Here is a 20,165-nt window from a genome sequence, read left to right on the forward strand (position 1 = left end):
GGGGACTCTCGAGGTCCCCGGGCCGTTCGGAGTCGGCTTCCGGAGGCCGCCCGCGGCCCCGGGCCGGAACGGGCCAGGACACACCGTGAATCTCGACGAACTCATCAGCGAATACGCCGACATCGAGGGGCGGCTCGCCGACCCGTCCGTCCATGCCGACCAGGCCCTGGCGCGCCGGCTCGGCAAGCGGTACGCCGAGCTGCGGCCGATCGTCGAGACGCACCGGGAGCTGGCGACCACCGAGGACGACCTCGCCACCGCCCGCGAGCTCGCCGGCGAGGACGAGACGTTCGCGGCGGAGGCCGCCGACCTCGGCAAGCGCAAGGACGAGCTGGAGGAGCGGCTGCGGCGGCTGCTGGTCCCGCGCGACCCGAACGACTCCAAGGACGTGATCCTGGAGGTCAAGGCCGGCGAGGGCGGCGAGGAGTCGGCGCTGTTCGCCGGCGACCTGCTGCGGATGTACCTGCGCTACGCCGAGCGGGTCGGCTGGAAGACCGAGGTCCTCGACTCCCACCCGTCCGACCTCGGCGGCTACAAGGACGTCACGGTCGCGGTGAAGGCGAAGGGCTCGCAGGAGGAGGGGGTCTGGACGCGGCTGAAGTACGAGGGCGGCGTCCACCGCGTGCAGCGGGTGCCCGCGACCGAGTCGCAGGGCCGCATCCACACCAGCGCCGTCGGCGTCCTGGTGACGCCCGAGGCCGAGGACGTCGACGTCCAGATCGACCCGAACGACCTGCGCATCGACGTGTACCGCTCGTCCGGGCCCGGCGGGCAGAGCGTCAACACCACCGACTCCGCGGTCCGCATCACGCACCTGCCGACCGGCGTCGTCGTCTCCTGCCAGAACGAGAAGAGCCAGCTGCAGAACAAGGAGCAGGCGCTGCGGATCCTGCGGTCCCGGCTGCTGGCGATGGCGCAGGAGGAGGCGGACGCGGCGGCGGCGGCCGAGCGCAAGAGCCAGGTCCGGACGGTGGACCGGTCCGAGCGGGTCCGCACCTACAACTATCCGGAGAACCGGATCTCCGACCACCGCGTCGGCTACAAGGCCTACAACCTCGACCAGGTGCTCGACGGCGACCTGCACAACGTGACGCAGGCCCTCGTCGACGCGGACATGGAACGCCGGCTGGCCGAAGCACAGGGACAATGAAGCTGCTGCTGGACGAGATCGCCAGGGCCACCGCGCGGCTCGCGGACGCGGGGGCCGCCTCGCCGCGCGCCGACGCCGAGGAGCTGGCCGCGGCCGTGCACGGGGTGAAGCGCTCGGAGCTGCACGGCGTGCCGGACAGCGCGTTCGACGCCCGGTTCTGGGAGTACGTGGCGCGCCGCGAGGCGGGGGAGCCGCTCCAGCACATCACCGGCCGCGCCTTCTTCCGCTACCTGGAGCTGAAGGTCGGGCCCGGCGTGTTCGTGCCGCGCCCGGAGACCGAGGTGATGGTCGGCTGGGCGCTGGAGACGCTCCGGGACATGGACGTCCGCGACCCCCTCGTCGTCGACCTCGGGACGGGCTCCGCCGCCATCGCGCTGTCGATCGCCTTGGAGGCGCCCCGCGCGCGCGTGCACGCCGTGGAGAAGGACCCCAAGGCGTTCGTGCACGCGACCCGCAACATCGAGGAACTCGACGAGCGGGGCCGCGTCCGCCTGCACCTCGACGACTTCGGCACCGCGCTGCCCGAGCTGAACGGCACCGTCGACCTCGTCGTCAGCAACCCCCCGTACATCCCGATGAGCGAATGGGAGTACGTGCCTCCGGACGTGCGCGACCACGACCCGGCGGACGCGCTGTGGGGCGGCGGCGACGACGGCCTCGACGCGATCCGGGTCGTCGAGCGCACCGCCCGCCGCCTGCTGCGCCCCGGCGGGTACGTCGCCGTCGAGCACAGCGACCTGCAGGGCAACGGCGTGTACTGGATCTTCGCGGAGGAGAACGGCTGGCGGGACGTCCGCAACCGCCGCGACCTCACCAACCGGGACCGGTTCGTTACGGCCCGCCTCGCCACCGACTAGCCGCACGGGGCGCGGGGACCGCACGGGGCGCGGCTATCCTGGGGCGTGCCAGAGGACGAGCGCCGCGAGATGGGAAGACGGGCGACCGTGAGCCGACGTTATGACTGCTCCGAGCCGATGGAGCGCACCCGTGGAATCGCCGAGGCCGTGTCGGCCGTCCGGCGCGGCGAGCTGGTCGTCCTGCCGACCGACACGGTGTACGGGGTCGGCGCCGACGCGTTCACGCCCGCCGCCGTGCAGGCGCTGCTGGACGCCAAGGGCCGCGGCCGCGACATGCCGCCGCCCGTGCTGGTCGGTTCCGTCCGGGCCGCGACCGCGCTGGTCGAGGACCTCGGCACCTACGGCCAGGACCTCATCGACGAGTTCTGGCCGGGCGCGCTGACGCTGGTGTTCCGCGCCAATCAGAACCTCATGTGGGACCTCGGCGAGACGAAGGGCACCGTCGCCGTCCGGATGCCGATGCACGAGCTGGCGGTCGAGGTGCTCAAGGAGACCGGGCCGCTCGCCGTCAGCAGCGCGAACCTGTCCGGGGAACCCGCCGCGCGCACCGCCGAGGAGGCGGAGAAGATGCTCGGCGACTCGGTCCAGGTGTACCTGGACGGCGGCCGTTCGGGGCACGCGGACCCGTCCACGATCGTGGACCTGACGGGGTCGGTGCCGCGCCTCCTGCGGGTCGGCGCCATCCCCGAGGACAAGATCCGTTCGGTGGTCGGCGTGCTGCTCACCGAGGAGGACGAGGCGCCCGAACCCGCGGAGCTCACAGCGGCTCCCTCCGCCGCCGTGGAGGGCAAGCCCTCCCTCACCAAGGAGCCCGCGGCCGACGCGCCCCAGGCGCCCGCTGAGCCCGCCCCCGCCCCCACTGAGCCCGCCCCGTCCGCGGAATCCGGCGCGGCCGGCGCCCCCGCGGAAGCGGCCGACGCGGCGAACACCACCGAGACGCCCGCGAAGCCGACGGAGACGCCTGCGAAGCCGAAGGGCGAGTAGTCCCCGAAGACGCGGAAACGGCCGGGCAGGAGGACCTGCCCGGCCGTTTCATGTCCGGCCACCGCCGAGGGAAGTGCAAGGAACTCAGAAGAGCTTCTTGCCCTTGCCGTACAGGTACTTGCCGGTCTTCTTGTTGCGGCCGCACTCCTGGACCCACAGGTGCCAGCTGTAGGAGGAGCTGGTCTTGATCTTGACGGTGGCCTTGCCGTCGTAGTTGTACTGGGTGCCGCCGGAGGTGTAGCCGACGATCTTGAAGCGGGACCAGTACTTGTTGTTGCCCTCGGTGAAGAGGAACCGGACGCAGGCGGTCCAGCCGTTCTTCTTGCTGTCCCGGAGGTATCCGGTGACGTAGGTGCTGCCGCCCTTGCGGGTGTAGGTGCCCCACGCGCTGATGTTGGAGTACGAGTTGTAGGGCGCCCAGCTGTGGGTGGTGGCGGCCTGGGCGGGGGCCCCGGTGAGGGCGGTGCCGGTCAGCAGGGTGCCGGCGGTCAGGGCTACGGCTGCGAATCGCCGCATTGGTCCCTCCATGCTCATGAATCACGGGTTAGCGGCGGATAACCTAGCAGTGATATCAAGATCATCTTTACGGTTTTCTTACCGGCGGCCGGGGGCGGCCGAAAAGATCGCTTGGGTCGAACCGGAGCGGCCTCCGCCGCGTCCAACAGTCCGGACGCGGCACGCGCCGGGACCGGGACCCGCTTCGGGAGGGTTTCCGGACGGGTCTCCCGGCGCGCCACGGGCGCCGCGGCCGGCCGGTGATGACGAAGATCTCATTCACCCGGCGGGGTCTCCGCCGGACGGGGCGCGGCGGGTTGTGCCGACACGGAGCGGGCGACGGTGAGACCATTCGGGGAATGCGCGGCCGTGTTCGAGGGCCCGTGATCGCCGCGGGCGTGGTCCTGGTGACCGTGGTGTTCCTGCTGCCCGCCGCGGCGGCCGCGCCCGTGCCCCGCGAGAGCATCCCTACCTACGACGTCGTCCTCACGCTGGGCCGGGACGGGGTCGTGTACGTCCGGGAGACGATCACCTACGACTTCGACCGGGGCGGCGAGCACGGGATCGTCCGGCGGGTGCCGTTCCGCAAGGCCAACCGGCTGTTCGACGTGCGGGACGTCAGCGCGGGCTCGTCGACGGGCGCCCCCGCCCGCGCCCGGACGATGCGGCTCCTCAACGACCTGCAGATCACCGTCGGGGACCGGCACCGCGAGGTCCGCGGCCGCCAGGCGTACGTGATCGAGTACGCGGTGGGCTGGGCGTTCACCCCGTACGCCGACCACGACGAGCTGGTCTGGGACGCGATCGGGACGAGCTGGGGCGTGCCGATCGGGGACGCCGTCGTCCGGGTGGAGGCGCCCGTCCCGCTGCGGCACGCGACGTGCCGGGCGGGCGCGCCGGGGGCGACGACGCGCTGCCTCGGCGTCCACGACGGGCGGTACGCGATCGACTTCACGCAGAGCGCCCTCGCCCCGCACGAGGGGATGACGGTGCGGGTGCGGCTGCCGAAGCGCGCGGTCGCCGTCGCGCCGCCGCACTACGCCAGGCCGCGCTGGGCGGGAACCTGGACCGGCTCGGCGGTGCTCGCGCTGGCCCTGTTCGCGGTGGTCGTGGCGGCGCGGGGCCCGGTGCCGCACCGCCGGGCGGGCGCGGCGCTGGTGGTGGCGGGCGCGCTGCTGATCGTCTCGGACGCCGCGGACGACGTGCTGGACCGCGGGCCGTGGGCGTTCTCGCTGGGGGACCGGTGCCTCGCCGGCCTCGCGCTGGTGATCGCGGGGGCCGCCATGGCGCGCTCCCGGCCGTCCGAGACGGCGGGATATGCGGCGGATGGGGTCAGGTGGGACTAGAGTTGGTCGGTCGTGACGGCGAACCGATCACGATCGACGGTCGTCTTACCCGGTCGGGAACCCCGCCCAGGTGACGGTGCGTTCACCCGGGGCATGCCGAAGTGGTGATCGCGGGCGGTCCCGTCGAGGACGGCGGTGACCGGCGAAGGACCGGCGAGGGATCGGCGTAGGACCGGCGAAGGGAGGCGCGGAGGAGTTGCGGGAGTACCTGCTCACCATCCTGGTCGCCGCGCTGGTCGCCTACCTGCTGACCCCGGCGGTCCGGCGGTTCGCCGTCTGGTTCGGCGCGCAGGCCGTCCCCCGGGACCGCGACGTGCACGTGATCCCGACGCCCCGGCTGGGCGGGCTGGCGATGTTCGGCGGGATGGTGGCGGCGCTGGTCGTGGCGTCCGGGCTGCCGGAGATGCGCAAGGTGCTGGCCAACGGGGACCTCAGCGTGGGCAAGGCGCTGCTGATGTCGGGCGGGCTGATCGTGCTGGTCGGCATCGCCGACGACCGGTGGGAGGTCGACCCGCTCACCAAGTTCGCCGGGCAGGTCGCCGCCGCCGGGATCTTCATCATGCAGGGCATCCAGATCTACTCGATCCCGCTGCCGAACGGCGAGTCGCTGTCGCTGCCGCCCGCCTACGGGGTGCCGCTGACGGTGTTCGTGGTGGTCGCGACGATCAACGCGGTGAACTTCATCGACGGCCTGGACGGGCTGGCGGCGGGGGTCGTCGGGATCGCGGCGCTCGGCCTGTTCGGCTACGCCTACCTGCTGACCAAGACCAACGGCATGACGACGCTGAGCGGGGCGACGCTCACCGCGGCGGTGCTGTTCGGGATGTGCCTGGGCTTCCTGCCGCACAACTTCAGCCCGGCGAAGATCTTCATGGGCGACACCGGCTCGATGCTGATCGGGCTGCTGCTGAGCGCGTCGACGATCCTGCTGACCGGGCAGTTCGACCCGGCGGTGCTGGCGAACGGGCTGTTCCCGCTGTACGTGCCGCTCCTGCTGGTGCCGGCGGTGGCGGCGGTCCCGTTCATGGACATGCTGCTGGCGGTGTGGCGCCGGACGAACCAGGGCAAGTCGCCGTTCTCGCCGGACAAGCAGCACCTGCACCACCGGCTGCTGCAGCTCGGCCACTCCACCCGCCGGGCCGTGCTGATCATGTACTTCTGGGTGGGGCTGCTGGCGTCGGGGCTGGTCGGGCTGGCGCTGTTCAACGCCGCCTGGCTCACCATCGGGGTGACGCTGGTGGTGGCGATCCTCGGGGTCGTGCTGATGCTGCGGCTCGGCCGGCCGCGCGGGAAGCGCCGCGGCGCCGCGGCGGAGCCGGGCGACACCGGGCAGCAGCCCGCCGCCCGCCCGCAACTGCCGGTCTGACCCGGCGCCCTCCCGCGCCAACCCCCGGCCTCCCACTACCCCTTTGACCTGGGCCTTTGATCGAGACGGCGGGAGCCGGGCGCGGTGACGAGGGCCACCCGGCCGTCCGGACGGTGTACTACACGGCGTCGAATACCATTCGGGTCGAAGGTGCGGAGCGGGTGGGGGCGTGCGTCCCCGCCGGTGTTCACGCCTCGTGTCCGCGGCGGCCCCCGGCCTGCGGCGCGTCCCGGCCGTTCCCCGGATGGGGCGCCGTGACCTGGGTTAAGGTCCGTGGTGCGAGCGTGGCCCCGCGCCCGGGACGCGACCGGGCGGGGCGTTACCTCTAGGGTAATTGTGGACATTCCGGACGCTTGTGATACCTTTCACGAACAAGAGACGACCACTGAACGTGACCAGCCGGAGCCCTCATGCAACCTTCCGACGCCCGGAACCTCCGCGGCGCCGCGATCCCGACCGGGGCGGTCGGGGTGGGCGCCGTCCTCATCGGCCTGCTGACGGCGGGCGGCAAGGGCGCGCTGGCGGCGGCGCTGGCCACCGTCGTGGTCCTCGTGTTCTTCTCCATCAGCGCGATCGCGGTCTCCTGGGCCGGGAAGATCTCCGCGCAGACCATGATGCTGGCCGCGCTGGCCAGTTACATGGTGAAGATCCTCGCGGTGATGGTGCTGGTCACCGCGATGGACGGGGTGTCGATCTGGAACACCAAGGTGTTCGGCTGGGCGGTCATCGCGCTCGCCCTGTGCTACATCGCCGCCGAGTTCCGCGTCGTCCTGCAGCGGAGGCCCTACGTTGACGAGCCCGAAAGCGCCCTGGACCGGAGTCCGTGATGTCCCCGCGGCGCACGGTCCTGGCGGACTACTCCAATATGACCACCGCAGGCATGGCCTGCTATCGTCCGGAGCGCGATGAGCGAGCAGAAGCGCCGGCCGGAGGAGGGCCAGCGGGAATTCGCCGACGTCGCCTGGTCCGTGCCCAGCTACCTCCTGTCCGGAATGATCGTCTGGGGCGGGATCGGGTGGCTGCTGTCCTGGTGGACCGGGTGGCCCTGGCTGATCCCGATCGGGCTGATCATCGGTGTCGCGCTCGCCGTCTACCTGGTCTACGTGCAGTACGGTCGCCACTCCTCCTGAGCGGCCCCGCCGCCGAGGAAGCCTACGTGAAACATCACCACATTGACGAAGGGAACGCCGCGTGAACGCGCTGACGGTCCTCGCCTCCTCCGGGGGAGATGAGTTCCAGGCCCCCGGGCCTGAGATCTTCGACTTCCCGCCGCTGTTCTCCGGCGGCCCGGCCTGGCTGACCAAGCCGGTGCTGTTCGCGGTCGTCGGCTCCCTGCTGATCTGCGCGTTCTTCTGGACCGCGTTCGCCAAGCCGAAGCTCGTGCCGCGCGGCGCGCAGAACCTCGGCGAGGTCGGCTACATGTTCGTCCGGGACCAGATCGCCCGCCCGTTCCTCGGCAAGAACACCGAGCGGTGGATGCCGCTGCTGATGTCGCTGTTCTTCCTGATCTGGTTCTGGAACATCTTCTCGGTCATCCCGATCATCCAGTTCCCGATCGCCTCGCACATCGCGTTCCCGATCGTCCTGGCGATCTTCGTGTACTGCCTGAAGGTGTACCTGGGCCTGCGGCACCAGGGCGCGAAGTACTTCACGAACATGATGCCGAAGGGCCTGCCCTGGCCGGTCTACATCCTGCTCGTGCCGATCGAGTACCTCTCGACGTTCATCATCGCCCCCTTCACGCACGCGGTGCGGCTCTTCGCCAACATGTTCGCCGGCCACATGATCCTGGCGTTCTTCAGCCTCGTCGGCTTCTGGTTCATCTTCGAGAAGCCCACGGTCGCCGGCTTCGGCGTCGGCGTCGTCGGCGTGATCGTCACGATCCTGATGACCGCCCTCGAGCTGCTGATCCAGTTCCTGCAGGCCTTCCTGTTCGCGCTGCTGGCCGCGATGTACATCCAGAGCGGACTCGAAGCCGACCACTAGCCCTCCGGGTCGGACGGTGCCCCCCGGCACGCGGCCCGAAACCGACAACCTCGTCTCAAGCCCAGACCGGCGGACACTCCGCCGGCCGACAGAAAAGGAATGAACCCATGACGGGAGTCCTCGCCGCCGTCGACGGTAACGTCACCGCGATCGGTTACGGCCTCGCGGCCATCGGCCCGGGCATCGGCATCGGCATCATCTTCGGCCAGGGCGTCAACGCGATCGCCCGCCAGCCGGAGCTGACCGGCGTGATCCGCACCAACATGCTGCTGGGCTTCGTCCTCACCGAGGCGCTCGCCCTGATCGGCCTGGTCGCGCCGTTCATCTTCAAGAGCGTCTGACCACCCCTGCCACCTGAGGAAGGGCTGCAGACATGATCACAGCAGCTTCCGTCCTTGCGGCGGAGGAGAACAACCCTCTCGTCCCGCACCCGTACGAGCTGGTCGTCGGCATCTTCTCGTTCCTCGTCGTGCTGATCGTGGTCGGGAAGATCCTCACGCCGCGCATCCAGCAGACGCTGGAGGAGCGGACCGACGCGATCGAGGGGGGCCTCAAGCGCGCCGAGCAGGCGCAGGAGGAGGCCCGCCAGACCCTCGAGCAGTACAAGGCCCAGCAGAAGGACGCCGCGATCGAGGCGTCCCGGCTGCGCAAGAAGGCCGAGGAGCAGGGCGCTCAGATCATCGCCGAGATGAAGGAGCAGGCCCAGGCCGAGGCGCGCCGCATCATCGACGCCGCCAAGGCGCAGATCGAGGCCGAGCGCCAGCAGGCGCTGACCTCGCTGCGCGCCGAGATCGGCTCGCTGTCGGTGGAGCTGGCCTCCCGCGTGGTGGGCGAGTCCCTCGAGGACAGCGCCCGCCAGAGCCGGGTGGTCGACCGGTTCCTCGAGGAGCTCGAGGAGCGCGCCCGCACGCAGGAGCAGATCACATCATGACCATCACGGGAGCGGTGAGCAGGGCGTCGCTGGCCGAGGCCAAGGACCGGCTGGAGGCCGTCATCTCCTCCGCCGGGGCCGACCTCGACGGGCTCGGCGGCGACCTGTTCGCGGTGCTGCACCTGATCGACCGCGAGCACGGCCTGCGGCGGGCGGTCTCCGACCCGGCGCGGGACGGCGCGGACAAGGCGCAGCTCGTCCGGATCCTGCTGGAGGGCAAGGTGTCGCCGGCCGCTCTCGGGCTGGTCGCCGACGTGGTCCGGATGCGCTGGTCCACCCCCTCGGAGCTGTCGGACGCGGTGGAGACCCTCGCGGTCATCGCCGAGTCCGCCCGCGCGGAGGCGGCCGGCCGGCTCGACGACCTGGAGGACGAGCTCTTCCGGTTCTCCCGGGTCCTCGAGGGCGAGGTCGAGCTGCGCGGCGCCCTCGCCGGCCCCGGCCTGCCCGCCGACCGCAAGGCGGGCCTGGTCGAGGCGCTGCTGGACGGCAAGGTCCAGCCGGCCACGCTGACGCTGATCACCGAACTGGTGCTGCGTCCGCGAGGACGTAGCCTGGAAGGCGGGCTGGCCGAGTACGGCCGGATCGTCGCCCAGCGGCGGGAGCGGCTGGTCGCGCTGGTCCGCACCCCGGTCGCGCTGACGGACGCGCAGCGCACCCGGCTCGCCGCGGTGCTCGCCGCCGCCTACGGCCACGAAGTACACCTGAACATCGAGCTCGACCCCACGGCGATCGGCGGCCTGTCGATTGAGATCGGGGACGAGATCATCGACGGCACGATCGCCGGACGGCTGGACGACGTCCGCCGGCGGCTCGGCACCGGCTGACGCCGGCAGAGCTGACCCCAAAGGGAGCAAGAGAGGAATCATGGCGGAGCTGACGATCCGTCCGGATGAGATCCGGAACGCGCTGGAGCGCTTCGTCCAGTCGTACGAGCCCGAGGCCGCCGCGCGCGAAGAGGTCGGCACCGTCGTCGATTCCGGCGACGGTATCGCCCACGTCGAGGGCCTGCCCTCGGCGATGGCCAACGAACTCCTCGAGTTCGAGGACGGTACCCGTGGCCTGGCTCTGAACCTGGACGTGCGCGAGATCGGCGCCGTGGTGCTGGGTGACTTCAGCAAGATCGAGGAGGGCCAGAAGGTCCGCCGCACCGGAGAGGTCCTCTCGGCCCCGGTCGGCGACGGCTTCCTCGGCCGCGTCGTGGACGCGCTGGGCAACCCGCTGGACGGCAAGGGCCCGATCGAGAGCACCGAGCGGCGCGCGCTGGAGCTGCAGGCCCCGACCGTCGTGCAGCGGCAGTCGGTCAAGGAGCCGCTGCAGACCGGCATCAAGGCCATCGACGCGATGACCCCGATCGGCCGCGGCCAGCGCCAGCTGATCATCGGTGACCGGCAGACCGGCAAGACCACGGTCTGCGTGGACACCATCATCAACCAGAAGGAGGCCTGGGACTCGGGCGACCCCGCCAAGCAGGTCCGCTGCGTGTACGTGGCGGTCGGCCAGAAGGGCTCCACGATCGCCAACGTGCGGCGGTCGCTGGAGGAGGCCGGCGCGCTGGAGTACACCACGATCGTGGCGGCCCCGGCGTCGGAGCCCGCGGGCTACAAGTACATCGCGCCCTACACCGGGTCCGCGATCGGGCAGCACTGGATGTACCAGGGCAAGCACGTCCTGATCGTGTTCGACGACCTGTCGAAGCAGGCCGAGGCCTACCGCGCGGTGTCGCTGCTGCTGCGCCGCCCGCCGGGCCGCGAGGCCTACCCCGGCGACGTCTTCTACCTGCACTCCCGCCTGCTGGAGCGCTGCGCGAAGCTGTCGGACGACCTGGGCGGCGGCTCGATGACCGGCCTGCCGATCATCGAGACCAAGGGCAACGACGTGTCGGCCTACATCCCGACGAACGTCATCTCGATCACCGACGGGCAGTGCTTCCTGGAGACCGACCTGTTCAACCAGGGCGTCCGGCCGGCGATCAACGTCGGCATCTCGGTGTCCCGGGTCGGCGGCTCGGCGCAGATCAAGGCGATGCGCAAGGTCGCCGGCACGCTGCGCCTGGCGCTGTCGCAGTTCCGCGACCTGGAGGCGTTCGCCGCGTTCGCGTCCGACCTGGACGCGGCGTCGCGCGCGCAGCTGGAGCGGGGCGCGCGCCTGGTCGAGCTGCTGAAGCAGCCGCAGGGCTCGCCGTTCCCGGTCGAGCAGGAGGTCATCTCGGTGTGGGCGGGCACGTCCGGTGAGCTGGACGACGTCCCGGTCGCCGACGTCCGCCGCTTCGAGCGCGAGTTCCTCGACTACGTGGAGCGCGAGGACGCCGGCCTGCTGACCTCGATCCGGGAGACCGGGCAGCTGTCCGACGACGACCTCACCAGCCTCAAGAGCACCATCACGGAGTTCAAGAAGGGCTTCCAGACGAGCGAGGGCGACGTGCTCGGCGCGGAGGAGCCCGTCGAGGCGATCGAGGACGAGGCCGTCGAGCAGGAGACGATCACCCGCGTCAAGAAGGGCTGACGGCCATGGCCGCACAGCTTCGTCAACTCCGGCAGCAGATCAAGACGGTCAAGTCGACCGCCAAGATCACGCGTGCCCAGGAGATGATCGCCACGTCGCGGATCGTCAAGGCCCAGCAGGCGGTGGCGGCGTCCAAGCCGTACGCCGACCGGATCACCCAGGCCTTGTCCGCGCTGGTGAGCCACCGTGTCGGGATCGACCACCCGCTGCTGCACGAGCAGCCGACCGACAACCGCAGCGCGGTGCTGATCATCACCTCGGACCGCGGGTTCTGCGGCGCCTACAACGCCAACGTCATCCGCGAGGCCGAGTCGCTGATCACCGCGCTGCGCGAGCAGGGCCGCGAGCCGGTCCCGTACGTCGTCGGCAACAAGGGCATCACCTGGTACCGGTTCCGGGACCGGGAGGTCGCCGAGACCTGGCACGGGTTCAGCGACCGGCCGGACTTCGCCAGCGCCGAGCGCATCGGGCGGCGGCTGACCGAGGACTTCCTCAAGACCGACGCCGAGGGCGGGGTCGGGGAGATCCACGTCGTCTACACCGAGTTCGTCTCGATGCTGACGCAGAAGGTGCAGGTCCGGCGGCTGATGCCGCTGGAGGTCACCGAGGGCGACGGCGACGGGCAGGTCCTGCCGACCTACGAGTTCGAGCCGTCCGCGCAGGCGGCGCTCGACCTCCTGCTGCCCAACTACGTCGAGAGCCGCATCTTCCACATGCTGCTGCAGTCGGCGGCGTCGTTCCAGGCGTCGGTGCGGCGGGCGATGAAGTCGGCGACCGACAATGCCAATGATCTGCTCGGGGTCTACACGCGCCAGATGAACCAGGCGCGGCAGGCCGCGATCACCCAGGAAATCAGCGAGATCGTCGGTGGCGCTGACGCGCTCGCCGAGTCTGGCGGGGAGTGAAATGACTGCACAGGTAGAGACGGCGACCGCGACCGGGCGCGTCGCACGCGTCATCGGCCCGGTCGTCGACGTGGAGTTCCCCGCCGACGCCATCCCGGACATCTACAACGCGCTGCACGCGCAGGTCACGCTCGGCGGCGAGGAGAAGACCCTCACCTTCGAGGTCGCCCAGCACCTCGGCGACAACATGATCCGCGCGATCTCGATGCAGCCGACGGACGGCCTGGTCCGCGGCGCGCCGGTGGTCGACACCGGCGAGTCCGTCGCGGTGCCGGTCGGCGACGTCACCAAGGGCCACGTGTGGAACGCCCTCGGCGACGCGCTGGACGCGCCGACCGCCTCGCTGGAGATCACCGAGCGCTGGCCGATCCACCGCAAGGCCCCGGCGTTCGACCAGCTGGAGTCGAAGACGGAGATGCTGGAGACCGGCATCAAGGTCATCGACCTGCTGTGCCCGTACGTCAAGGGCGGCAAGATCGGCCTGTTCGGCGGCGCGGGCGTGGGCAAGACCGTCCTCATCCAGGAGATGATCCGCCGCGTCGCCCGCAACTTCGGCGGCACCTCGGTGTTCGCCGGCGTGGGCGAGCGCACCCGCGAGGGCAACGACCTCTGGGTGGAGATGGACGAGGCGGACGTCCTCAAGGACACCGCGCTGGTGTTCGGGCAGATGGACGAGCCGCCGGGCACCCGGCTGCGCGTCGCGCTGTCCGCGCTGACGATGGCGGAGTACTTCCGCGACGTCCAGAACCAGGACGTGCTGCTGTTCATCGACAACATCTTCCGGTTCACCCAGGCCGGCTCGGAGGTGTCCACGCTGCTCGGGCGCATGCCGTCCGCGGTGGGGTACCAGCCGACGCTGGCGGACGAGATGGGCGTGCTGCAGGAGCGGATCACCTCGACGCGCGGTCACTCGATCACCTCGATGCAGGCGATCTACGTGCCCGCCGACGACATCACCGACCCGGCGCCGCACACCACGTTCGCGCACCTGGACGCGACGACCACGCTGTCGCGGAGCATCTCCGAGAAGGGCATCTTCCCGGCGGTGGACCCGCTCGACTCCACCTCGCGGATCATGGACCCGCAGATCCTGGGGAACGAGCACTACGAGGTCGCCCAGGAAGTGATCCGGATCCTGCAGAAGTACAAGGAACTGCAGGACATCATCGCGATCCTCGGCATCGACGAGCTCTCCGAGGAGGACAAGGTCACCGTCCAGCGGGCGCGGCGCATCGAGCGCTTCCTGTCGCACCCGATGTACGTGGCCGAGCAGTTCACCGGCCAGCCCGGTGTGACGGTGCCGAAGGACGAGACGATCGCCTCGTTCAAGGCGCTCGCGGAGGGCAAGTACGACCACCTGCCCGAGCAGGCGTTCTTCATGTGCGGCGGCATCGAGGACGTCGAGAAGAAGGCCAAGGAGCTGGAGAAGTAGTCCGCTCCGGCGGGGCGCCCGGCCCGGACCGGGCGGGCGCCCCGCCGGAACCGCTCCAGTATTCGGAGGATTGAGACGTGGCAACCCTGAAGGTCGGGCTGGTCTCGCCGGAGCGCGAGATCTGGTCCGGCGAGGCCAAGACGGTGGTCGCGCAGACCATCGAGGGCTCGCTCGGCATCCTGCCGGGCCACGCCCCGGTGCTCGGCGTGCTGCTGGACGGCAGCGTGGTGACCATCGAGCCGGCCGACGGCGGCGAGCGGGTCAGCGCGATGGTCGGCAGCGGGTTCTTCTCCGTCGCGGGCGACGAGGTCGCGATCCTGGCCGAGCAGGCCGAGATGGGCGAGGAGATCGACGTCCAGCACGCGCGGCAGGCGCTGGAGGACGCGATGGCCGGCGGCGGCGAGGACGCGACGCCGGAGCGGCGGGCCCGGGCGCGGCTGCGCGCGGCGGGCATAGAGGTCTAGTTTTCAGCGAGCGAACGGCGGGGGGACTTGGGCGGGCACCTGGCACTTGACGCGGGCGGGGTGCTCGCCGGGCTCGTCCTGGTGGCCGCGCTCGTGTTCGTGGTGATGGCCGTGCGCCGCTGGCTGTTCGTCCGCGGCGGCGGCACGGTCGAGTGCAGCCTGCGCACGCTGCCCGCGGAGGGCGCGGGCCCGGACTCCGCTCCGGGGGTGTGGCGCCTCGGTATCGGCCGGTACCGGGGCGACGAGCTGCACTGGCACCGCGTGTTCGGTTTCCGGAGAAGGCCCCGGCAGGTGATCCACCGCCGGGGCCTCGTCGTGTCCAACCGGCGTGCGCCGGGGCCCGACGAGGCGGACGGGCTGCTGCCGGACGTGAGCGTGATCGAGGTCCGGGACGGCGCGCACGTGATGGAGCTGGCGATGGGCGCGGCGGCCCTGACCGGCTTCCTGGCCTGGCTGGAGGCGGCCCCGCCGGGCTTCCCGGTGGAAGTACATCCCCCGGAGTAGCCGGTCCGCGCGGCGCGCGCCCGGCTTCCGGTGCGGCACGTGCCCCGTGGCGGGCGGCGGGCGGCGGGTCGGCTTGCGGAGGGTAAGGCGGCGGTATCGAAACGGCCGGGCGCCCGCGGTGGTGCTTGAGGCGGGCGGGGCGCCGGTTCATGATCGGGCCTGGTCAGAGCTCCGTTCCCGTCTCCGCAGGAGTGCACGTGCGCAAGCTGCTCACCGGCGCCGCCGTGGCGCTGTCCGCCGCCGTCCCGGGCGCGCTGGCCGCCGTCGGCCCGGGGGCCTCGCAGGCGCCGTCCCGTCCCGCGCTGCGGGCCGCGTCCGCGTCGCAGGCCCTGCCGCCGCCGGCCGCGCCGGCCCCGCAGGCCGGGCCCGACCTGGCGGCGCTGGTCACGCTGAAGGACGTCCAGCGGCACCTGGCCGCGTTCCAGGAGATCGCCGACTACAACGGCGGGAACCGCGCCGTCGGCGGGCAGGGGTTCGGGGTGTCCGTGCGGTACGTCGTGGGACGGCTGAAGAAGGCCGGGTTCAAGCCCAGGGTGCAGCGGTTCACGTTCCCGTACTGGCGGGAGCGGTCGGACCCGGAACTGGCGCGGGTGGCGCCGTCCAAGGCGTCCTACAAGGTCGGGACGGACTTCCTGACGTTCGCGTACTCGGGCGCGGGCACGGTCACCGCCCCCGTGCAGGCGGTGGACCTCCCGGCATCCGGCGAGGGGACGAGCGGCTGCGAGAGCGGCGACTTCGCGGGCTTCCGCAAGGGCTCGATCGCGCTGATGCAGCGCGGGACGTGCGCGTTCGCGACGAAGGTCGCCAGGGCGCGGGCCGCGGGCGCGGCCGCCGCGGTCATCTACAACAAGCCGGGCGAGAAGGGCCCGGTGAACGGGACGGTGGAGAAGGTCGCGCCGATCCCGGTGGTGGGCCCGTCCTACCGGGTGGGCTCCGAGTTGGCGAAGGCCGCGAAGAAGGGCGGCCTGAGCCTGCGGGTGAGGACCGACGCCGTGCACGGGAAGCGGTCGGCGAGCAACGTCATCGCCGACACGCGGCGCGGCCGGGCGGGCAACGTCGTGGTGGCCGGCGCGCACCTCGACAGCGTCCCGGCGGGTCCCGGCATCAACGACAACGCGACGGGCGCGGCGGCGCTGCTGGCGGTCGCGGAGAAGATCGGCAAGCTGGGCGCGAAGGACGTGCGGAACCGGGTGCGGTTCGCGTGGTGGGGCGCCGAGGAGGAGGGCCTGGTCGGGTCCACGCACTACGTGAAGTCGCTCGGTGCGGCGGCGCGCGGCCGGATCGCCCTGGACCTGAACTTCGACATGCTCGGCTCGCCGAACGGCACCCGCGCCGTCTACGACGGCGACCACTCGGCGCGGCTCGGCACCGTCCCGCCCGCCGGGTCCGGCGCGATCGAGAAGACGTTCCGGGACTACTTCGCCGGGCGGCGCCTGCCGGTGACGCAGACGCCGTTCGACGGCCGGTCGGACTACGGGCCGTTCGTCGCGAAGGGCATCCCGTCCGGCGGCATCGAGACGGGCGCGGAGGGCGTGAAGACGGCGGCAGAGGCCAAGGCGTACGGCGGGAAGGCGGGCAAGGCGTACGACCCGTGCTACCACGCCAAGTGCGACCGGATGAGGAACGTGGACCTCACGCTGCTCGACACCAACGTCGACGCCGTCGCGTACGTGACGCAGCGGTTCGCCGCCAGCACGCTGCCCGTGAACGGGGAGGCGCGCGTGGCGGCGATGCCGGCGGCCCCGTACCTGCCCGAATGGCAGGGCCCTTACCTCGTCCGGTGATGCGGGCGGGCGTCTGAGCCGGCCGGCGGGGCCGGGTCAGGCCGGCTTGATCGAGATGGCGCCGCTGCCGGTCGTGACCGTGACGCGCCGGGGCGCCGCCGAGTCCTGGTGGATGCCGGGGTCGACCTGCTTGCCGCCGGTGTCGGTGCTCAGCGCGACCGCGTAGGGCTGCGCGGCGGGCAGCCGCAGCCGGACGGACCCGGTGTCGCTGGTGGCCTGGACGACGCTCGGCGCCACGGCGAGGCCGACCGCGATGGAGCCGGTGCCGGTCTCGACGGCCAGCCGGTCGGTGGTGAGGCCGTCCGCCCTCAGCGAGCCGGTGTCGGTGCGCACCTCGGCGGACGCGATCCGGCCGCCGAGCCGGACGCCGCCGCTGCCGGCGTGGACCGTCAGCCGGTCGGACGTCAGGCCGGTGGCGCTGATCGACCCGGTGTCGGTGCGGAGGTCGGCGGTGCCGGCGCGGCCGGAGACCCGCACGTTCCCCGGCCCCGCGCTGAGCGTCGCGGAGGACGTGCGCAGGTCGGTCGCGGTGACCGAGCCGGTGTCCCCGTGCAGCCGCACCGTCCCGGCGAGGCCGGTGACGCTGATCGATCCGGCGCCGCCGCGCACCTCGACGGCCGTGGCGCGCGGGACCCGGATCCGGTAGGAGATCCGGCACGGGTTGGAGCCGATCACGCTGTGCCCGCACTTCGCCGACAGCGACAGCGTCCGCCCGTCGACGGTGTGCCGCGGCCTGGGCTTGTTGCGGTCGTTGGACCAGCGCAGGTGCTCGCTGACCTGGATGCCGGGGGAGTCGGAGGCGGTGATCTGCACCGACCCGTCGCCGGGCGACACCTTGAGCACGCCGACGCCGCTCGGCGCGGTGTAGGAGCGGTCCTCGGTGTGGCGGCTGAAGCTGAGCCCGCAGCCCGCCACGGCCGCGCCCGCCACCGCCATCGTGCCGGCCAGTGCCGCCGCTCCCGCCAGAGTCCTCACGTCGCGTCTCTCCCCGCCGCTCGCCGTCCACCCCGTCACGCAACAGCCTGCCGGACGGCGGACCGCGCCGACAGGAGGCGGGCAGGCGTCCCGGGGGTGGGGCTAACCCCACCCCCGCGGCCGCGGACGGCCTGGTTCAGCGCTCGCCGCCGGGCTTCCACAGCACGTCGCCGTGCTCGGCGTTCGCGACGCGGCACAGGATGAACAGCAGGTCCGACAGCCGGTTGAGGTACTTGGCGGTCAGCGGGTTGACGCCCCGGTCGGCGGCGTCCGGGTCACCCTCGGCGGCGGCGCCGTGCGCCTCCAGCGCGGCCCACGCGGACCGCTCGGCCCGCCGCGTCACCGTCCGCGCGACGTGCAGCAGCGCGGCGCCGGGGGAGCCGCCGGGCAGGATGAAGCTGCGCAGCGCCGGCAGGTCCGCGTTGTGCTCGTCGCAGGCCGCCTCGAGCCGCTCGATGTAGGACGGGTCGACGCGCAGCGGCGGGTACTCGGGGTCGGCTACCACCGGCGCGCACAGGTCGGCGCCCACGTCGAACATGTCGTTCTGCACGCGGACCAGCAGCGCCTTCAGCCCGTCGGGCAGGCCGCCGAGGGCGAGGGCCACGCCGATCGCGGCGTTGGCCTCCTCCACGTCGGCGTAGGCGGCCAGGCGGGGGTCGGTCTTGCTCGTCCGGGACGCGTCGCCGAGCGCGGTGCTGCCGTCGTCGCCGGTCCGGGTGTAGATCCGGGAGAGGACGACGGGGGTCTCCCTGTTCTTCGCCATGGCCGTCACACTAGCGCCGGGCCGCGCGGGCGGCGCCGTGCGGCGCCGCGCGGACGGCGCCGCAAGACCGGGCGGCCGGACGGCCCGGTGACGTTGGAAAACCGTTCGGTAGTGTTCGTTTCGTGTACGACTACGTGATCGTCGGTGCGGGGAGCGCCGGCTGCGTGCTGGCCGCGCGGCTGTCGCAGGACCCGTCGGCGAAGGTGCTGCTGCTGGAGGCCGGGCCGCCCGACGACGCGCCGGAGATCCGCATCCCGGCGGCGGTCGCGAGCCTGATCAAGGGCCCGTACGACTGGGACTACACGACCGTCCCGCAGGAGCACGCCGCCGGCCGCGCCGTGTACTGGCCGCGCGGCCGGACCCTCGGCGGCAGCTCGTCCACCAACGCGATGATCTACATCCGCGGCAGCCGGTACGACTACGACACCTGGCGCGACGCCCACGGCTGCGACGGCTGGGGCTACGAGGACCTGCTGCCCTACTTCCGCCGCGCCGAGGACCAGCAGCGCATCGCGACGCCGTACCACGGCACCGGCGGCCCCCTCCGCGTCGAGGATCTGCGCTACAAGCACCCGCTGACGCAGGCGTGGGTGCAGTCGGCGAAGGCGTTCGGCCTCGCCGCGAACCCCGACTTCAACGGCGCCGACCAGGACGGCGTCGGCTTCTACCAGGTCACCCACAAGCGCGGGCGGCGCTGGTCGGCCGCCGACGGCTACCTGCGTCCGGCGCTGCGGCGGCCGAACCTCACCGTCGTCACCGACGCGCTCGCCACCCGCGTCCTGATCGAGAACGGCCGCGCGGCCGGCGTCCGGTACGAGGCGCGCGGCGAGACCGTCGAGGCGCGCGCCTCGACGGAGGTGATCCTGTCCGGCGGCTCGGTGAACAGCCCGCAGCTGCTGATGCTGTCCGGCATCGGCCCCGCCGCCCACCTGCGCGAGCACGGCATCGACGTCGTCGTCGACGCCCCGGTCGGCCAGGGCCTGCAGGACCACCCGTTCGTCAACGTCATGTTCGCGACCCCGCACACCAAGGCGCTGTGGGAGCTGGCGAACGCCCGCACGTTCGCGCTCTACACCGCCCTCGCGCGCGGCCCGTACGCGTCCAACCTCGCCGAGGCGGGCGGGTTCGTCCGGACGGTCGACGGATTGCCCGCGCCCGACCTGCAGTACCACGTGCTGCCGACCCCGTTCGTCGACCAGGGGCTCGTCGAGCCGTCCCAGCGGCTGCTGTCGGTCATGGTCACCGCGATCGCCGTCGCGAGCCGCGGGTCGCTGACGCTGCGGTCCGCCAGCCCGTACGCCAAACCGCTGATCGACCCCGCGTACCTCGCCGACAAGGCCGACCTGGACGTCCTGGTCGCGGGTGTCCGGCAGGCCCGCGAGATCGCCGCCGTCGGCCCGCTCGCCCAGCTCGCCGGCGGCGAGCACGCGCCTGGCGAGCGCGTCCAGGACGACGAGGAGCTCGCCGCGTTCGTCCGCCGCGAGTGCGCGACGCTGTTCCACCCGACGAGCACCTGCGCGATGGGCGGCTCGGACGACGCCGTCTGCGACCCCGAGCTGCGCGTGCGCGGCGTCGACGGCCTGCGGGTCGTGGACGCGTCCGTCATGCCGTCGGTGCCGCGCGGCAACACCAACGCCCCCACCATCGCGATCGCCGAGCGCGCCGCCGACCTGATCCGCGGCCGGGCCCCGCTCCGCCCCGCGAACCGCTGACCCGCCACG

Annotated in this window: 21 protein-coding genes; 18 read left to right on the forward strand and 3 right to left on the reverse strand. The window is 72.1% G+C overall.

Translation table 11 applies throughout. The features are described from left to right. Nucleotides 1-85: 85 nt before the first annotated feature. From prfA to AB0C78_RS28875, 3 genes are all read left to right on the forward strand, one after another. The gene (gene prfA, locus AB0C78_RS28865) at nt 86-1,150 is read left to right on the forward strand and encodes a peptide chain release factor 1 (RefSeq protein ID WP_360753729.1); all 1,065 of its coding nucleotides are present in this window, start codon (nt 86-88) and stop codon (nt 1,148-1,150) included. Continuing rightward, nucleotides 1,147-2,007, forward strand: a complete 861-nt coding sequence (gene prmC / locus AB0C78_RS28870; RefSeq protein ID WP_360753731.1) for a peptide chain release factor N(5)-glutamine methyltransferase — start codon at nt 1,147-1,149, stop codon at nt 2,005-2,007. Before prfA ends, prmC begins: the two co-directional genes overlap by 4 nt. Before the next feature lie 87 nt (nt 2,008-2,094). Next, nucleotides 2,095-2,991, forward strand: a complete 897-nt coding sequence (locus tag AB0C78_RS28875; protein ID WP_360753733.1) for an L-threonylcarbamoyladenylate synthase — start codon at nt 2,095-2,097, stop codon at nt 2,989-2,991. An 84-nt stretch (nt 2,992-3,075) separates the two neighbouring features. Here AB0C78_RS28875 and AB0C78_RS28880 read toward each other — a convergent pair whose 3' ends face one another. Further along, the gene (locus AB0C78_RS28880) at nt 3,076-3,507 is read right to left on the reverse strand and encodes a hypothetical protein (protein ID WP_360753735.1); all 432 of its coding nucleotides are present in this window, start codon (nt 3,505-3,507) and stop codon (nt 3,076-3,078) included. 338 nt (nt 3,508-3,845) lie between these two features. On the opposite strand from AB0C78_RS28880, the gene AB0C78_RS28885 reads away from it, so the two are divergent. The 14 genes from AB0C78_RS28885 (at nt 3,846) to AB0C78_RS28950 (ending at nt 16,706) form a co-directional block, all read left to right on the forward strand. After that, nucleotides 3,846-4,832 carry a DUF2207 domain-containing protein gene (locus tag AB0C78_RS28885; RefSeq protein ID WP_360753738.1) on the forward strand — a complete coding sequence of 329 codons (987 nt, stop codon included), beginning with the start codon at nt 3,846-3,848 and terminating at the stop codon, nt 4,830-4,832. A 196-nt stretch (nt 4,833-5,028) separates the two neighbouring features. Next, the gene (locus AB0C78_RS28890; RefSeq protein ID WP_151544548.1) at nt 5,029-6,198 is read left to right on the forward strand and encodes an MraY family glycosyltransferase; all 1,170 of its coding nucleotides are present in this window, start codon (nt 5,029-5,031) and stop codon (nt 6,196-6,198) included. Nucleotides 6,199-6,608: 410 nt separating this feature from the next. Further along, the gene (locus AB0C78_RS28895) at nt 6,609-7,025 is read left to right on the forward strand and encodes a hypothetical protein (protein WP_151544549.1); all 417 of its coding nucleotides are present in this window, start codon (nt 6,609-6,611) and stop codon (nt 7,023-7,025) included. A gap of 78 nt (nt 7,026-7,103) precedes the next feature. Next, nucleotides 7,104-7,328 (forward strand): hypothetical protein, encoded by a 225-nt coding sequence (locus tag AB0C78_RS28900; RefSeq protein ID WP_360753741.1) that lies wholly within the window; start codon nt 7,104-7,106, stop codon nt 7,326-7,328. A 61-nt stretch (nt 7,329-7,389) separates the two neighbouring features. Further along, a complete protein-coding gene (gene atpB, locus AB0C78_RS28905; protein ID WP_151544551.1) occupies nt 7,390-8,184 on the forward strand; it encodes a F0F1 ATP synthase subunit A in 795 nt (264 codons plus the stop codon). Between the two features lie 107 nt (nt 8,185-8,291). After that, nucleotides 8,292-8,525, forward strand: coding sequence for an ATP synthase F0 subunit C (gene atpE, locus AB0C78_RS28910; protein ID WP_151544552.1), 234 nt, complete (start codon nt 8,292-8,294; stop codon nt 8,523-8,525). A gap of 32 nt (nt 8,526-8,557) precedes the next feature. After that, nucleotides 8,558-9,115 carry a F0F1 ATP synthase subunit B gene (locus AB0C78_RS28915; protein WP_360753744.1) on the forward strand — a complete coding sequence of 186 codons (558 nt, stop codon included), beginning with the start codon at nt 8,558-8,560 and terminating at the stop codon, nt 9,113-9,115. Continuing rightward, the gene (locus tag AB0C78_RS28920) at nt 9,112-9,939 is read left to right on the forward strand and encodes a F0F1 ATP synthase subunit delta (protein WP_360753747.1); all 828 of its coding nucleotides are present in this window, start codon (nt 9,112-9,114) and stop codon (nt 9,937-9,939) included. The genes AB0C78_RS28915 and AB0C78_RS28920 overlap by 4 nt, the downstream gene beginning before the upstream one ends. Nucleotides 9,940-9,979: 40 nt before the next feature. Further along, the gene (atpA, locus tag AB0C78_RS28925; protein ID WP_151544555.1) at nt 9,980-11,617 is read left to right on the forward strand and encodes a F0F1 ATP synthase subunit alpha; all 1,638 of its coding nucleotides are present in this window, start codon (nt 9,980-9,982) and stop codon (nt 11,615-11,617) included. A gap of 5 nt (nt 11,618-11,622) precedes the next feature. Beyond that, complete coding sequence (locus tag AB0C78_RS28930; RefSeq protein WP_151544556.1) at nt 11,623-12,522, forward strand: F0F1 ATP synthase subunit gamma; 900 nt, start codon at nt 11,623-11,625, stop codon at nt 12,520-12,522. Nucleotide 12,523: 1 nt separating this feature from the next. After that, nucleotides 12,524-13,954 carry a F0F1 ATP synthase subunit beta gene (atpD, locus tag AB0C78_RS28935; protein ID WP_360753750.1) on the forward strand — a complete coding sequence of 477 codons (1,431 nt, stop codon included), beginning with the start codon at nt 12,524-12,526 and terminating at the stop codon, nt 13,952-13,954. 77 nt (nt 13,955-14,031) lie between these two features. Next, nucleotides 14,032-14,418 (forward strand): F0F1 ATP synthase subunit epsilon, encoded by a 387-nt coding sequence (locus tag AB0C78_RS28940; protein WP_151544558.1) that lies wholly within the window; start codon nt 14,032-14,034, stop codon nt 14,416-14,418. Between the two features lie 27 nt (nt 14,419-14,445). Beyond that, nucleotides 14,446-14,922 carry a DUF2550 domain-containing protein gene (locus AB0C78_RS28945; protein ID WP_360753753.1) on the forward strand — a complete coding sequence of 159 codons (477 nt, stop codon included), beginning with the start codon at nt 14,446-14,448 and terminating at the stop codon, nt 14,920-14,922. Nucleotides 14,923-15,119: 197 nt separating this feature from the next. Beyond that, a complete protein-coding gene (locus tag AB0C78_RS28950) occupies nt 15,120-16,706 on the forward strand; it encodes a M20/M25/M40 family metallo-hydrolase (RefSeq protein WP_360753755.1) in 1,587 nt (528 codons plus the stop codon). A gap of 36 nt (nt 16,707-16,742) precedes the next feature. Here the strand turns inward: AB0C78_RS28950 and AB0C78_RS28955 are convergent, their stop codons facing one another. Next, nucleotides 16,743-17,681 (reverse strand): DUF4097 family beta strand repeat-containing protein, encoded by a 939-nt coding sequence (locus AB0C78_RS28955; RefSeq protein ID WP_360753758.1) that lies wholly within the window; start codon nt 17,679-17,681, stop codon nt 16,743-16,745. Between the two features lie 136 nt (nt 17,682-17,817). Continuing rightward, nucleotides 17,818-18,444 (reverse strand): cob(I)yrinic acid a,c-diamide adenosyltransferase, encoded by a 627-nt coding sequence (locus AB0C78_RS28960; RefSeq protein ID WP_360753760.1) that lies wholly within the window; start codon nt 18,442-18,444, stop codon nt 17,818-17,820. A 122-nt stretch (nt 18,445-18,566) separates the two neighbouring features. On the opposite strand from AB0C78_RS28960, the gene AB0C78_RS28965 reads away from it, so the two are divergent. Next, a complete protein-coding gene (locus tag AB0C78_RS28965) occupies nt 18,567-20,156 on the forward strand; it encodes a GMC family oxidoreductase N-terminal domain-containing protein (protein WP_360753763.1) in 1,590 nt (529 codons plus the stop codon). Nucleotides 20,157-20,165 lie beyond the last annotated feature (9 nt).

The sequence above is a fragment of the Actinomadura sp. NPDC048394 genome, from assembly GCF_040651755.1.
In the GTDB taxonomy this organism is placed as follows: Bacteria; Actinomycetota; Actinomycetes; order Streptosporangiales; family Streptosporangiaceae; genus Spirillospora; species Spirillospora montaniterrae.